Here is a 15,135-nt window from a genome sequence, read left to right on the forward strand (position 1 = left end):
GGACGGCTCGTATACATAGTAGTACAAACCGTGTGAGGAGGGGAGTCCATGCGCCGTGCGTGGGTCATTGTAACAATGTTTATCTTTATGTTATCAGGATGTGGGCTATTTGGAGGTGAAAAAGCAACAAAGGAAATTGATCCGCCAAAAGATGTAACATACGTAGAAGATGAGAAGGCGCTGCAAGAGCAAGAAACGGCAGAAAAAGAAAAAGCGACAGAGACGGTACAACGCGAATTATATTTGATTGATAAAAACGGTTTTGTCGTTCCGCAAACATTTGCGTTGCCAAAAACGAATGCGGCAGCTAAACAAGTGCTCGAATATTTAGTAGAAAACGGTCCGATTTCACAGTTGCTTCCGAACGGATTTCGCGCAGTGCTACCGGCTGACACGCAAGTGTTAAGCGTCAATTTGAAACAAGATGGTACGCTCGTCGTTGATTTTTCAAAAGAATTTGCGAATTATCGCCCTGAAGATGAAAAGCGCATTTTACAAGCTATTACGTGGACAGTAACACAATTTGATAATGTAAAACGTGTAAAAATTCGCATGAACGGCCATGATCAAAATGTTATGCCGGTCAACGGAACACCAATTAGCGACGAACTGAGCAGAGACGATGGAATTAACATTGAAACGAACGGTGTTGTTGATATTACAAATACGCATCCGGTCATCGTCTACTTTTTAGCGCAAGACGGCAAACAGACGTATTATGTGCCAGTTACACGTCGCGTACCAAATAGCGAGCAAGATGAGTTAGCGGCTGTTGTGAATGAGTTGATTAAAGGGCCAAGCTACGGCTCAGGGCTGTTAAGTGATTTGCAAGCAGATGCGAAGTTGTTAGAAGCACCGAAATACGAAAATGGGAAAGTGACGTTAAACTTTAACGAAGCGATTTACGGTAGCGTGGAGAAAAATGTTGTGTCGACTCATGTGCTCAATTGTTTAGTATTATCATTAACTGAACAACCAGGGGTAGAAAGTGTAGCGATTACAGTAAACGGAAAAGCAGAATTAGTTGATGAAAGTGGAAAACCGTTATCAGAACCGGTAACAAGACCGCAAAATGTGAACACAGGTAGTTTTTGAAACCAATTTTTTGCTATACTATATAAAGATTCATCGTCGAGAGGCAGTGTTCCTGCCTCTTATTTCGTGATCATATATTGAGGAGGATTTTGTGTGAGAGTAGATGGCAGAACAAATGACGAACTTCGTCCCGTACATATTGAACCGAACTATTTAAAACATCCGGAAGGCTCGGTGCTCATTGCAATTGGCGATACGAAAGTCATTTGTACAGCAAGTATTGAAGATAAAGTTCCGCCGTTTATGCGCGGAGGCGGGAAAGGGTGGATTACTGCGGAGTATGCGATGATTCCGCGCGCAACCGAGCAACGAAACATTCGCGAAGCAAGCAAAGGAAAGTTGTCAGGGCGAACGATGGAAATTCAACGGCTTATTGGCCGGGCGCTTCGTTCTGTTGTTGATTTGCAAAAATTAGGGGAAAAAACGATTTGGATTGATTGTGATGTCATTCAAGCGGACGGTGGAACGCGCACAGCGTCAATTACAGGGGCATTTGTCGCCATGACGTTGGCGCTTGGAAAAATGGTCGAAGAAAAAAAAATACCGACGCTCCCGATTACAGATTTTTTAGCTGCCACATCAGTCGGAATAGATGAAGAGCATGGCATTATTTTAGATTTAAATTACGTTGAAGATTCAAAAGCACATGTCGATATGAATATTGTCATGACAGGCTCGGGGCGCTTTGTTGAAATTCAAGGAACAGGGGAAGAAGCGACATTTTCATACGAGCAGTTGCTCGATTTATTAACGGTTGCTGAAAAAGGCATTCACGAGCTGATTGCTCGACAAAAAGAAGCGCTCGGTTCCCTTGCGGAACAAATTATGCAACATCGTTCGGAAGGGGAAGAAGCAAAGTGAAGCGGATGATCATTGCTACAAAAAACAAAGGAAAAGTAGCCGAGTTTCAACAATTGTTTGCGAAAAAAGGAATCGACGTTCGTTCGCTTCTTGACTACGATGACATACCGGATGTTGAAGAAACGGGAACGACGTTTACAGACAATGCGATATTAAAAGCAACGACGATTGCGAATATGCTTCATGAAGTCGTCATTGCAGATGATTCTGGTTTAATCGTCGATGCGCTAAACGGTGAGCCGGGCGTGTACTCGGCTCGCTACGCTGGCGAGGGAAAAGACGATCAAGCAAACATTGAAAAAGTGCTTACAAAGTTACAAGGTGTGCCTTTTGAACAACGAACCGCCCGTTTTCATTGCACGTTAGCTGTTGCAAAACCGAACGGGGAAACAACGACGGTAGACGGTGTGTGCGAAGGCTATATTACAGAAGAGCCAATAGGTGAGAACGGTTTCGGGTACGACCCGATTTTTTACGTGCCTGAAAAACAACGAACGATGGCCCAATTAACAAAAGAGGAGAAAAATGAAATAAGCCATCGGGCAAAGGCGTTACAACATCTTTTGAGCATATGGGACAAGCTGTTTGAAAAGGGGAATGAGTCGTGAACGTATTAATCATAAGCGATAGCCACGGATTAACAACTGAATTACAAACAATCGTTTCACGTCATAAACAACATGTCGATGCAATCATTCATTGCGGTGACTCGGAGTTGATGAGCGATCATGAAGCGTTGCAACATATGCTTGTTGTGCGAGGAAATTGCGACCATGAACGTCGTTTTCCAACCGATCTTGTTGAAGATGTGAACGGTGTTCGCTTTTTCATTACACATGGTCACTTGTACAACGTCAAAATGACGCTCATGAACCTATATTATAAAGCAAAAGAAGTCGGGGCACGCATCGTTTGCTTCGGTCACTCGCACATTGCAGGATGTGAACAAATCGATGACGTCCTTTTCATTAATCCAGGAAGCATTTATTTACCGCGTCTGCGTCGTGAAAAAACATATGCTATGCTTCATATAGACGAAACAAACATAACCGTACATTTTTACAACATCGACGGCCAACTCCTTCATGATTTAACGAGCATATACAAAACACAATAGGGGCAAGAAAATTCCGCCGCCCCTATTGACTTTTTTCATAAACATCATTACAATAACAATTGTCCAAACCAAGATCATATGTCCCAGTAGCTCAGCTGGATAGAGCAACGGCCTTCTAAGCCGTCGGTCGGGAGTTCGAATCTCTCCTGGGACGCTAGTAATCCCCTTGCACAAGCAAGGGGCTTTTTTATTAGTCAAAAAATGTTCAAAATTTTTTATACCCTTTCTTTTCCTTGATATATCAATTATGTAAGCGGATACATAACATTTTAACTAATCGAAATAATCAAAAAATTCGATGAAATAGTATTGACTCTTTTGGTAAATGGTCGTATGATAATTTTCAAATAAATCTAACAAAAGTCGCAATCAACATAAGAAGCAAGAGACGGCGAACAGGGGAAGAGGGGAAAAACATTGAGTGAACAGTGGATTTTTCTGAACGATGAATTTGTCACAAAAGAAAATGCGAAAATCTCTGTATACGATCACGGTTTTCTTTATGGGGATGGGGTGTTTGAAGGCATTCGCGTGTACAGCGGCAACGTGTTTCGCATGAAAGAACATATTGACCGCCTATACAATTCAGCGAAATCTATTTTATTGAACATTCCGTACACAAAAGAAGAATTAACAAATATTATCGTCCAGACGGTGCAAAAAAACGGCTTTGAAGACGCTTATATTCGCGTGGTCGTGTCGCGCGGTGTCGGTGACCTTGGACTTGATCCATACAAATGTCCGAAGCCACAAGTAGTCGTCATTGTTGAACCGTTGGCAATCTTCCCAAAACATTTATATGAAACGGGCATTGAGGTCGTTACTGTAGCAACGAGACGAAATCGACCAGATGTACTAAGTCCGAAAGTAAAATCGTTAAACTATTTAAACAACGTATTAGTGCGAATTGAAGCGCATTTAGCAAACGTCAGCGAAGCGCTCATGCTCAACGACCAAGGATATGTCGCTGAAGGCTCAGCAGATAACGTATTTATCGTCAAAAACGGCGTGTTATATACACCACCAGGATATGTCGGGGCACTTGAAGGCATTACGCGCGATGCGATCATGGACATCGCTAAAGACCTCGGCTATGTCGTTAAAGAGGAACCGTTCACTCGTCATGATGTGTACACGGCAGACGAAGTATTTTTAACAGGAACCGCAGCAGAAGTCATTGCGGTCGTCAAAGTCGATGGTCGTGTCATTGGCGACGGTGTACCGGGCGAACATACAAAACGATTGTTAGAAGAGTTTCGCAAACGAGTCGTTTCAGAAGGCGTAAAAGTGTATGCTACACAAAATGTGAATGCAGGATGACAAGTAAATAAGAAAAAAGCGTTGAAGAGGATAAGTAGCTAGCGGGTCGGGCATCTACAGAGAGCCGGGGAAGCTGAAAACCGGTGATGTCTCCGTTAGTGAACTCCCCTCGGAGCGCCGTCTTGAACGATTCGTTCTAGTAGGGACGGACGGGTGCACGTCACTCGTTATTAAAACGAGCGCTGCGACGATCGTCGCGTGCTCCTGAGGTGGCTTTGCCACGAAGAAGGGTGGTACCGCGGGAAGGATGCAAGCCTTTTCGCCCCTTTGGTCCACGTGGACCGATGGAGGGGTGAGAAGGCTTTTCTTATTTCACATTTTTTTAGGGGTGAAAAAATGGCAGCGAATATGAAAGTGAAAGAAAGAGTAGCAAAAAAGCAAACGTTATGTGGGGCGCTCATGTTAATTGAAGCGCTCAAAGCAGAAAACGTGAAAGTGATTTTCGGGTATCCGGGAGGTGCTGTGTTACCGATTTACGACAAGCTTTATGAATCAGGCGTATTCCACGTGCTAACACGTCACGAACAAGGCGCCATTCATGCAGCGGAAGGATATGCTCGCATTTCAGGAAAACCTGGTGTCGTCATCGCTACATCTGGACCGGGTGCGACAAATATCGTGACAGGTTTAACAGATGCAATGATGGATTCCATTCCGCTCGTCGTCTTTACAGGGCAAGTGGCATCAAATGTCATCGGTTCAGATGCCTTCCAAGAAGCGGATGTGTTAGGAATTACAATGCCTATTACAAAACATAGTTACCAAGTACGCGACATACACGAGCTGCCAAAAATCATTAAAGAAGCGTTTCATATTGCAACAACGGGGCGCCCAGGTCCTGTATTAATCGATATTCCAAAAGATATGGCCGTTGCTGAAGCGGAGTTTGATTACGAACAAGACGTACAGTTGCCGGGTTATCAGCCGACAACAAAACCGAACCATTTGCAAATTCGCAAGCTTGTTGAAGCCGTTAGCCAAGCAAAACGCCCGGTCATTTTAGCTGGAGCAGGTGTTCTCCATGCGAACGCCCATGAGCAGTTAAAACAATATGCCGAACAACAAAATATTCCTGTGATTCATACGCTTTTAGGACTTGGTGGATTTCCTGCCGACCATCCGCTATTTCTCGGAATGGCAGGAATGCACGGAACGTACACAGCAAATATGGCATTGTATGAGTGTGATTTGCTCATTAATGTCGGCGCAAGATTCGATGATCGGGTGACTGGAAATTTAGCGCATTTTGCACCAAAAGCAACGGTCGCTCACATCGATATCGATCCAGCAGAGATTGGAAAAAATGTGCCAACAAAAATTCCGATCGTTGGGGATGCGAAAGAAGCACTCATTCAATTAATTGAACAAAACGGAAAGCGACCAGATGTATCAGAGTGGCTGAACAAGTTAAACGAATGGAAACGCGAATATCCGCTCATGTACAAACGCGAACCAGGCGTACTCAAACCGCAGCGGCTCATTGAAATGATTCACGAATATACAAACGGTGAAGCGGTTGTGACGACAGATGTCGGTCAACATCAAATGTGGGTCGCCCAATATTATAAATTTAAACAGCCACATCGTTGGGTTACATCCGGTGGGCTTGGAACGATGGGATTCGGCTTGCCAGCGGCAATTGGCGCTCAATTGGCACAACCAGAAGCGACGGTTGTAGCGATCGTTGGTGACGGTGGGTTTCAAATGACATTACAAGAGCTATCGGTTATTCAAGAGTTGAATTTGCCAATTAAAATTGTCATCGTGAACAATCAAGCGCTCGGTATGGTGCGTCAATGGCAAGAAATTTTTTACGAAAAAAGATATTCTCATTCACTCATTCCGAATCAACCGGATTTCGTTCGGTTAGCGGAAGCATACGGCATGAAAGCGATGCGCGCAACGACGGAAGAAGAAGCAGAATACGTATTGAAAGAAGCATTTGCGACAAATGCACCAGTTTTACTTGATTTTCATGTTCATCCAGGGGAAAACGTCTATCCGATGGTAGCTCCTGGGAAAGGACTTCATGAGATGGTGGGGGTGAAATGGTGAAGCGAATTATTACAATGACAGTAAACAACCGTCCGGGTGTATTAAATCGCATTACAGGTTTGTTTACGAAGCGACATTACAACATTGAAAGCATTACAGTTGGTCATACGGAAACAGAAGGTGTTTCACGCATGACGTTTGTCGTCAATGTAGATGATGAGCGCATTGCTGAACAAATTACAAAACAATTAAACAAACAAATTGATGTGTTAAAAGTTGTCGATATTACCGATCAAGCGATTATCGTTCGAGAGCTTGCTTTAATTAAAGTAGCGGTTACACCGGCGACGCGTGGCGAAATTTATACATTGATTGAACCGTTTCGTGCAGCGATTGTCGATGTGGCCCGCGATAGTCTTGTCGTTCAAGTAACAGGTGAGCCAGAAAAAATTGATGCGCTCATCGACTTATTGAAGCCATACGGATTAAAGGAAGTTGCAAGAACAGGAACAACAGCGTTTCCGCGCGGTTCACAACGCGCATCATCAACAAATAAATCACTATTCATCATTTAAATTAAAGGAGAGGATTTTATTATGGTAAAAGTATATTACAATGGCGATGCAAACGAAGCTTACATTCAAGGGAAGAAAGTAGCGATTATCGGATACGGATCTCAAGGTCATGCCCACGCGCAAAACCTTCGCGATAGCGGCGTTGATGTTATCATTGGATTAAGAAAAGGGAAATCGTGGGAAAAAGCAGAACAAGATGGATTTGTCGTCTTGCCAGTGGATGAAGCGACAAAGCAAGCGGATATTGTAATGATTTTACTTCCAGACGAACATCAGCCGAAAGTGTATAAAGAAGAAATTGCACCAAACTTACAGCCGGGAAATGCGCTCGTGTTTGCACACGGGTTTAATATTCATTTTAACCAAATTGTCCCACCGAGCGATGTGGATGTCTTTTTAGTTGCACCGAAAGGACCAGGTCATTTAGTTCGTCGCACATATACAGAAGGAGCAGGTGTACCAGCGTTAATTGCTGTATATCAAAATGTAAGCGGCGAAGCGAAAGAAATAGCGCTCGCGTATGCAAAAGCGATCGGTTCGGCTCGAGCAGGCGTGATTGAAACGACATTCAAAGAAGAAACAGAAACGGATTTATTTGGTGAACAAGCGGTTCTTTGCGGCGGGTTGACTGCCCTTGTCAAAGCAGGATTTGAAACGCTCGTTGAAGCGGGATATCAACCGGAAATCGCATATTTCGAATGTTTACATGAGTTAAAACTCATTGTTGATTTAATGTACGAAGGCGGTTTGGCAGGCATGCGTTATTCTATTTCTGATACAGCACAATGGGGTGACTTTGTTACAGGTCCACGCATCATTAACGACGCAGTAAAGGCAGAAATGAAAAAAGTGCTCGAAGACATTCAAACAGGGAAGTTTGCAAAAGGTTGGATTTTAGAAAATCAAGCGAATCGTCCGGAGTTTAACGCGATTAACCGCCGCGAAAACGAACATTTAATTGAAGTTGTTGGCCGCGAATTACGTAAAATGATGCCGTTTGTCAACGCTAAACAGAAAGATGTGGTGACGGTCGGTGCGAAAAATTAACATTTTTGATACGACGTTGCGTGACGGAGAGCAGTCTGCAGGCGTCAATTTAAACTTGCATGAAAAGCTAGAAATTGCTCGGCAGTTAGAACGCCTCGGTGTAGATATCATCGAGGCGGGATTCCCTGCCGCATCAAAAGGTGATTTCCAAGCCGTTCAAGCGATCGCTCAAACCGTTCGCAACTGTTCGGTTACAGGTCTTTCTCGCTCTGTTCAGTCCGACATCGATGCGGCGTGGGAGGCGTTAAAAGACGGAGCGGAACCACGATTACACGTATTTATCGCAACGTCACCTATTCATATGCAATATAAATTGCGCATGACACCAGAACAAGTGATTGAAACAGCCGTTGAGTCTGTTCGTTATGCGAAAAAATATTTTCCGATTGTACAATGGTCAGCAGAAGATGCATGTCGAAGCGATCTTCCGTTTCTTGCGACGATTATCGAACGAGTGATCGAAGCAGGAGCGAACGTCATTAATATTCCAGATACAGTCGGCTATATTACTCCGAAACAATATGGCGACATATTCTCTTTTTTAAAGAAAAATGTTCGGAATATTGAAAAAATTAGCTTGTCTGCTCATTGTCACGATGATTTAGGAATGGCTGTCGCCAATTCGCTTGCGGCTATTGAAGCGGGAGCGACGCAAATTGAAGGAACGATTAATGGCATTGGCGAGAGAGCAGGAAACGCGGCAATTGAAGAAGTGGCGGTCGCGCTTTATATTCGCAAAGATTACTACCAAGCTGAGACGCGCTTGAACTTGCAAGAGATTAAACGAACGAGCAACCTCGTAAGCAAGTTAACAGGAATGATTGTCCCTCCAAATAAAGCGATCGTTGGTAAAAACGCTTTTGCCCATGAATCAGGCATTCATCAAGATGGAGTGTTAAAAGAAAAAACAACGTATGAAATTATATCTCCGCAACTTGTTGGCGTGCAATCGAATTCGATGGTGCTCGGAAAACATTCGGGACGCCATGCGTTTCGCACACGCATTCAAGAGCTTGGTTATTCGTTAACAGAAGAAGAAGTGAATCGTTTATTCGTTCGTTTTAAAGATTTAGCAGATAAAAAGAAAGATATTACCGATGATGATTTAATCGCCCTTATTTTAGATGAAAAGCTAGATACGTATAAAAACTTTTATCAATTATGTTCGATTCAAGTGCAGTACGGGACAAATCAAATTCCAACAGCAGTTGTCGTGTTGAAAGATGGAGAAGGAAACGACATTCAAGAAGCAGCAACGGGGGCTGGTAGCGTCGAGGCGCTATATAACGCTTTAGAAAAAGCGCTGCAATTGCCGGTGACGTTGCTTGACTATCGCATTGAATCCGTTGGAAGCGGACGTGATGCTTTAGCGCAAGTATATGTGAAAGTATCGCTCGATGGTAGAGAAGCAAGCGGGCGTGGAACGGCACAAGATGTGCTAGAAGCATCAGCCAAAGCATATATTCACGCCGTCAATCGCATGTTTGTCATTGAGAAAATGAAAGAAGAACAAGCGCTTGCCGCGCAATAACAAAGGGGGATGTTTTATGTATCGTATCGCTGTGTTGCCTGGGGATGGCATTGGAAAAGAAGTGACAAAAGGAGCGGTAAAAGTTTTGCAAGCGATTGGTGATCGTTTCGGACATACGTTTCATTTTTCATACGGTTTGATCGGTGGAGAAGCGATTGACCATGAAGGAACTCCGCTTCCAGAACAAACGCTTCAAATGTGTAAACAAAGCGATGCGGTATTGCTTGGTGCTGTTGGTGGACCGAAATGGGACAGTCATCCGCCGCACGTTCGTCCTGAAAAAGGACTGTTGCAAATTCGGAAAGAAATGAACTTGTTTGCAAATATTCGTCCGGTGACGTTTTATAACAGCTTATCAGCTTCTTCACCATTAAAATCACATGTGATTGAAGGAGCCGACTTTGTTATCGTTCGGGAGTTAGTCGGAGGTTTATATTTCGGAAAACCGAGTGAACGACGTGTGGAAAAAGGAGAAGAAACGGTTGTTGATACGTTGTTTTATAAACGAGCAGAAATCGAGCGCATCATCACGTTTGCTTTTACTCTTGCACAAAAGCGGAAGAAAAAAGTCACCTCTGTTGATAAAGCGAATGTGTTAGAGTCAAGTCGCATGTGGCGGGAAGTAGCTGAACAAGTCGCTAAGCGTTTTCCGGACGTTCAACTTGAACATATGCTTGTCGATAATGCGGCTATGCAGCTCGTTCGTTCGCCAAAACAGTTCGATGTGATTGTCACAGAAAATATGTTTGGCGATATTTTAAGCGATGAAGCATCGATGTTAACAGGATCGCTCGGCATGCTTCCGTCGGCAAGCTTGTCTGTTGACGGGCCTGCATTATACGAACCGATTCACGGTTCGGCTCCAGACATTGCTGGACAAAATAAAGCGAATCCGCTTGCAACGATTTTATCAGCAGCGATGATGCTTCGCTTATCGTTCGGATTGACAGAAGAGGCCGATGTCATCGAGCGAGCTGTTAAGCAGGTGTTGGATGCGGGATATCGTACCGCAGACATTGCCCAACAAGGTGATTGTGTATTATCGACGACAGCAATGGTCGAAAAAGTAAAAGATGCCATTTTAGATGATGTAGCGATTGAACGAATTATGCAAGTATATGTGTAGGAGGGATTGAGGTGGCGCCAAAGACGATTATTGAAAAAATTTGGGATGAGCACGTTGTGTACCGTGAAGATGGGAAGCCAGATTTATTATATATTGACTTACATCTCGTTCATGAAGTGACATCGCCGCAAGCGTTTGAAGGATTGCGGCAAAAAGGAAGAAAAGTGCGCCGCCCAGATTTAACGTTTGCGACGATGGATCATAACGTTCCAACGATCAATCGATTCGTCGTTGAAGATGAAGTGGCAAGAAATCAAATGACGGCATTGGAGCGGAACTGTCGTGAGTTCGGCGTTCCGCTTGCCGATTTAAACAGTCCAGAACAAGGCATTGTACATGTCATCGGTCCGGAACTTGGATTGACGCAACCGGGAAAAACAATCGTGTGCGGGGATAGTCATACGTCAACACATGGCGCTTTTGGAGCGTTAGCGTTCGGAATCGGCACGAGTGAAGTCGAACATGTGTTGGCGACGCAAACGTTATGGCAACACCGCCCGAAAACGATGCAAGTGAACGTCACAGGTGCATTGGCACCGGGTGTATCAGCAAAAGACGTCATTTTAGCGATTATCGGAAAGTTTGGTGTTGATTTCGGAACGGGGTATGTGCTTGAGTTTACAGGCGATGTTATTCGTCGTTTGTCGATGGAAGAGCGGATGACGATTTGTAACATGTCGATTGAAGCAGGCGCGCGCGCAGGGTTAATTGCTCCGGATGATGTAACGTTTGCATATTTGCGCGGGCGAAAATATGCTCCAAAAGGAGAAGCGTTTGAACAGGCTGTTGAAAAGTGGAAACAGTTATGCACAGATGAAGGAGCGGTATATGACCGTGTTATTCATATGGATGGAAGTGAAATCGCTCCAACCGTTACATGGGGGACAACGCCTGCGATGAGTTCTCCAATTGATGGAACCGTCCCTTATCCAGAAGAGTTTGCGACCGAAACGGAGAGAAAGGCAGTGCAGTTAGCCTTGCAATATATGGGACTAAAGCCAGGAACGAAAATGACGGATATTGCTGTTCAACATGTGTTTATCGGATCGTGTACGAATTCACGCATTAGCGATTTAAGAGAAGCGGCACAAATCGTGAAAGGAAAAAAAGTCGCACCGGGTGTAAGGGCGCTCGTCGTTCCGGGCTCACAACAAGTGAAAAAACAAGCGGAAGAAGAAGGCATTGCTCAAATATTTATTGATGCAGGTTTTGAATGGCGCGATTCCGGCTGTAGCATGTGTCTTGGTATGAACCCAGATACTGTGCCAGCAGGAGAACATTGTGCTTCAACGTCAAATCGCAATTTTGAAGGACGGCAAGGAAAAGGGGCACGTACGCATCTCGTTAGTCCAGCGATGGCAGCTGCGGCGGCAATTTATGGACATTTTGTTGATGTGCGCACATTGTATAAAGAAGCGGTACGATAGGAGGGAGACGCGTTGGAACCATTCATTATTCATAAAGGAAAAGTCGCTGGTTTAGATCGTGCCAATGTGGATACGGATCAAATTATTCCGAAACAATTTTTAAAACGAATTGAGCGCACAGGATTTGGCCAATTTCTTTTTTATGATTGGCGCTATCTTCCAGACGGGACACCAAACCCGCATTTTGAGTTAAATCGCCCAGAAAATGAAGGAGCAACGATTTTAGTGGCAAATGAAAATTTTGGTTGCGGTTCATCGCGTGAACATGCGCCTTGGGCGCTTGCTGATTACGGGTTTCGTGCTGTCATTGCTCCTTCCTTTGCGGATATTTTTTATAACAACTGTTTAAAAAATAGTTTACTTCCAATTAAACTTTCAAAAGAAGATGTCGTGTATTTATTAAAACAAGCGGAGCGGTCAGATTATGAGCTGACTATTTCCCTTGAACAACAAGTCGTTTTTGATGACGAAGGATTTACAAGCGCGTTTGATATTGACCCGTATCGAAAACAGCTTCTTTTAAAAGGTTGGGACGAAATCGACTTAACGTTCGTTTATGAACCATATATTATCGCCTATGAAAAAGCACGCTCTTGACGATTCGTCGAGGGCGTTTTTCGTTGAGTTTGGTCAAAAACATTGTTAAACTAAAAGGCAAATGTAAACGAAGGTGAACGAATATGAAAAAACGAAAAGTCGTTCCGCATCCATATGTAAAAGAACGGTTGTTAACAGAAGGGATGAATGCGTTAAAAGAAAAGCGATATAAAGAAGCGTATACGTATTTGACACAATTGAAAGAGCTGCAACTTCACGATGATGATGTAGAAATGGCACTTGTCGTCTGTTTATTTGAAATGGGACATGTAGAAGAGGCAAAAGAAAGATGTGAGCAACTGTTAGAGCGCGGCAGAGGGGATTGGACGGTATACATCTCTATGCTCGTCCATTTACAACAATACGATGAAGTTGTCGCAGTCATTCATAAACTTCAGCGAAAAGGAATGGATTGCACACCGTTTTTACCGCTTTTACAGTTTAGTGAAAAAATGATTCGGTCTCGGCACGAACAACGCTCAAAACAATACGAATCGATTTTCGAAAGCGATCAATGGACGAAACAACTACGCACCCTTCACCAATTAGATGTGCGCACCGTTCCACACCTTGTTTCTATTTTTGCTCGCTATTTACACGATGAAATGAAACATCCAATTGTAAAAACGACGATGTTACACATATTAAGGAAAGAACAAGTGACGGAGCCGATGACCGTAAAAAAATTTGGGCAAACGATGACGGTCGTTCCAGCTGAGCTCGATGAACAACAACAAAAGCATTGGATAGAACAAGTGCTTGATATCATCGAACAAACGTGGGCGATACAAAATCCAACGATGTATGAATGGTGTGAACAAATATGGCTTCGTTACATGTTTGTGACATACCCGTTTCTTCCAGAAGGTTCCGCACAACAATGGGCAAATGCGTTATACACATATGTTGAGCAATGTGAAACGGGACAAACGGTATGGACAAATCCGCTCGTTGCCAAACTTTATGAAGCAGAAAAATTGTGGCTCTCTGTTGAAAGTATATAATTGTATGGTATAATATAGTGGTTGTATTACACATAAAACCGTGTATGCCTACATATATGTAGTTCATTTACATGAATTTTTGAAGTTGGAGGGAAATAAGCATGTCGGCGAAATGGGAAAAACTCGAAGGCAATCAAGGCGTTCTTACAGTAGAAGTAGACGCTGAAAAAGTGAACGAAGGATTAGATGAAGCGTTTAAAAAAGTAGTGAAAAAAGTACAAATTCCAGGATTCCGTAAAGGAAAAATTCCTCGCTCTTTATTTGAAAAACGTTTCGGCGTTGAATCTTTATACGCAGATGCGTTAGATATTTTATTGCCAGAGGCATACGCAAAAGCTGTTGAAGAAACAGGCATTGAGCCAGTCGATCGTCCAGAAATCGACGTGGAGCAAATGGAAAAAGGAAAAAGCTTGATTTTCACTGCAAAAGTGACTGTGAAGCCAGAAGTGACGCTTGGTCAATACAAAGGGCTTGAAGTAGAGAAATTAGATGATACAGTAACTGACGAAGACGTCGAACAAGAATTAAAACGTTTGCAAGAGCGTCATGCAGAGCTCGTTGTGAAAGAAGAAGGAACAGTAGAAAACGGTGATACAGTCGTCATCGATTTCGAAGGGTTCGTTGATGGCGAAGCGTTTGAAGGCGGAAAAGCAGAAAACTATTCTCTTGTGATCGGTTCAGGTACATTCATCCCAGGATTTGAAGAGCAATTAATTGGCATGACAGCTGGGGAAGAAAAAGACATTGAAGTGACGTTCCCAGAAGAATATCATGCAGAGCAATTAGCTGGTAAACCAGCTGTGTTCAAAATTAAATTGCACGAAATTAAAACAAAACAACTTCCTGCGCTTGATGATGAGTTTGCGAAAGACGTAGATGAAGAAGTAGAAACATTAGACGCGCTAAAAGAAAAAATTAAAGAGCGTTTAACAAAAGAGAAAAAAGAAGAAGCAGAAGCGGCACTTCGCGATGCAGTTGTTCAAAAAGCAACAGAAAACGCACAAATGGACATCCCAGAAGTGATGGTGAAAAACGAAACAGACCGCATGATTCGCGAGTTTGAGCAACGTTTACAAATGCAAGGGTTAAACCTTGACTTATACTATCAATTCTCTGGACAAGATGAAGCGGCACTTCGTGAACAAATGAAAGAAGAAGCAGAAAAACGTGTTCGCGTCACATTGACGCTTGAAGCGATCGTCAAAGCAGAAAACATTGACGTAACAGAAGAAGAAGTAGAAAAAGAACTAGAGGAAATGGCGAACCTTTACAGCTTATCGGTCGATAAGTTAAAAGAGCTTTTAGGTACATTAGATGGCTTAAAAGAAGACTTAAAAATGCGCAAAGCAATCGATTTCCTTGTTGAAAACAGCAAAGTTGTTGCATAATGAGAAGAGAAAGAACAAGGTGCATCACGTGCCTTGTTCTTTCCACATATAG

Annotated in this window: 14 protein-coding genes, 1 tRNA gene and 1 other annotated feature; all 15 genes read left to right on the top strand. The window is 43.3% G+C overall.

What is annotated here, in order from left to right:
* The first annotated feature begins 48 nt into the window (after positions 1-48).
* The 15 genes from ES017_RS04455 (at position 49) to tig (ending at position 15,083) form a co-directional block, all read left to right on the top strand.
* Positions 49-1,095, top strand: a complete 1,047-nt coding sequence (locus ES017_RS04455) for a GerMN domain-containing protein (RefSeq protein WP_003396450.1) — start codon at positions 49-51, stop codon at positions 1,093-1,095.
* A gap of 93 nt (positions 1,096-1,188) precedes the next feature.
* Positions 1,189-1,956 (top strand): ribonuclease PH, encoded by a 768-nt coding sequence (rph, locus tag ES017_RS04460; RefSeq protein ID WP_171334813.1) that lies wholly within the window; start codon positions 1,189-1,191, stop codon positions 1,954-1,956.
* Positions 1,953-2,564, top strand: coding sequence for an XTP/dITP diphosphatase (locus ES017_RS04465; protein ID WP_021093834.1), 612 nt, complete (start codon positions 1,953-1,955; stop codon positions 2,562-2,564). Before rph ends, ES017_RS04465 begins: the two co-directional genes overlap by 4 nt.
* A complete protein-coding gene (locus tag ES017_RS04470; RefSeq protein ID WP_075039004.1) occupies positions 2,561-3,073 on the top strand; it encodes a metallophosphoesterase family protein in 513 nt (170 codons plus the stop codon). Before ES017_RS04465 ends, ES017_RS04470 begins: the two co-directional genes overlap by 4 nt.
* A gap of 80 nt (positions 3,074-3,153) precedes the next feature.
* Positions 3,154-3,227 (top strand) — tRNA-Arg (locus ES017_RS04475).
* Between the two features lie 263 nt (positions 3,228-3,490).
* The gene (gene ilvE / locus ES017_RS04480; protein ID WP_009361780.1) at positions 3,491-4,393 is read left to right on the top strand and encodes a branched-chain-amino-acid transaminase; all 903 of its coding nucleotides are present in this window, start codon (positions 3,491-3,493) and stop codon (positions 4,391-4,393) included.
* A 12-nt stretch (positions 4,394-4,405) separates the two neighbouring features.
* Positions 4,406-4,663: a binding site (T-box leader), on the top strand.
* 66 nt (positions 4,664-4,729) lie between these two features.
* Positions 4,730-6,448: an acetolactate synthase large subunit gene (gene ilvB / locus ES017_RS04485; RefSeq protein WP_009361779.1), complete on the top strand. Its 1,719-nt coding sequence runs from the start codon at positions 4,730-4,732 to the stop codon at positions 6,446-6,448.
* The gene (gene ilvN / locus ES017_RS04490) at positions 6,445-6,963 is read left to right on the top strand and encodes an acetolactate synthase small subunit (protein ID WP_035062890.1); all 519 of its coding nucleotides are present in this window, start codon (positions 6,445-6,447) and stop codon (positions 6,961-6,963) included. The genes ilvB and ilvN overlap by 4 nt, the downstream gene beginning before the upstream one ends.
* A gap of 21 nt (positions 6,964-6,984) precedes the next feature.
* Positions 6,985-8,010 carry a ketol-acid reductoisomerase gene (gene ilvC, locus ES017_RS04495; protein ID WP_021093837.1) on the top strand — a complete coding sequence of 342 codons (1,026 nt, stop codon included), beginning with the start codon at positions 6,985-6,987 and terminating at the stop codon, positions 8,008-8,010.
* A complete protein-coding gene (locus ES017_RS04500) occupies positions 7,997-9,541 on the top strand; it encodes a 2-isopropylmalate synthase (protein WP_171334814.1) in 1,545 nt (514 codons plus the stop codon). The genes ilvC and ES017_RS04500 overlap by 14 nt, the downstream gene beginning before the upstream one ends.
* A 16-nt stretch (positions 9,542-9,557) precedes the next feature.
* The gene (leuB, locus tag ES017_RS04505; protein ID WP_171334815.1) at positions 9,558-10,667 is read left to right on the top strand and encodes a 3-isopropylmalate dehydrogenase; all 1,110 of its coding nucleotides are present in this window, start codon (positions 9,558-9,560) and stop codon (positions 10,665-10,667) included.
* Positions 10,668-10,678: 11 nt separating this feature from the next.
* Positions 10,679-12,094, top strand: coding sequence for a 3-isopropylmalate dehydratase large subunit (leuC, locus tag ES017_RS04510; protein WP_171334816.1), 1,416 nt, complete (start codon positions 10,679-10,681; stop codon positions 12,092-12,094).
* Between the two features lie 12 nt (positions 12,095-12,106).
* Positions 12,107-12,691, top strand: a complete 585-nt coding sequence (leuD, locus tag ES017_RS04515) for a 3-isopropylmalate dehydratase small subunit (RefSeq protein ID WP_009361773.1) — start codon at positions 12,107-12,109, stop codon at positions 12,689-12,691.
* Positions 12,692-12,774: 83 nt separating this feature from the next.
* The gene (locus tag ES017_RS04520; RefSeq protein ID WP_171334817.1) at positions 12,775-13,695 is read left to right on the top strand and encodes a DUF3196 family protein; all 921 of its coding nucleotides are present in this window, start codon (positions 12,775-12,777) and stop codon (positions 13,693-13,695) included.
* Between the two features lie 101 nt (positions 13,696-13,796).
* Positions 13,797-15,083 carry a trigger factor gene (tig, locus tag ES017_RS04525; protein WP_009361771.1) on the top strand — a complete coding sequence of 429 codons (1,287 nt, stop codon included), beginning with the start codon at positions 13,797-13,799 and terminating at the stop codon, positions 15,081-15,083.
* The last annotated feature ends 52 nt before the right edge of the window (positions 15,084-15,135 follow it).

This window comes from Anoxybacillus sp. EFIL (assembly GCF_013096955.1).
Classification (GTDB): Bacteria; Bacillota; Bacilli; order Bacillales; family Anoxybacillaceae; genus Anoxybacillus; species Anoxybacillus ayderensis.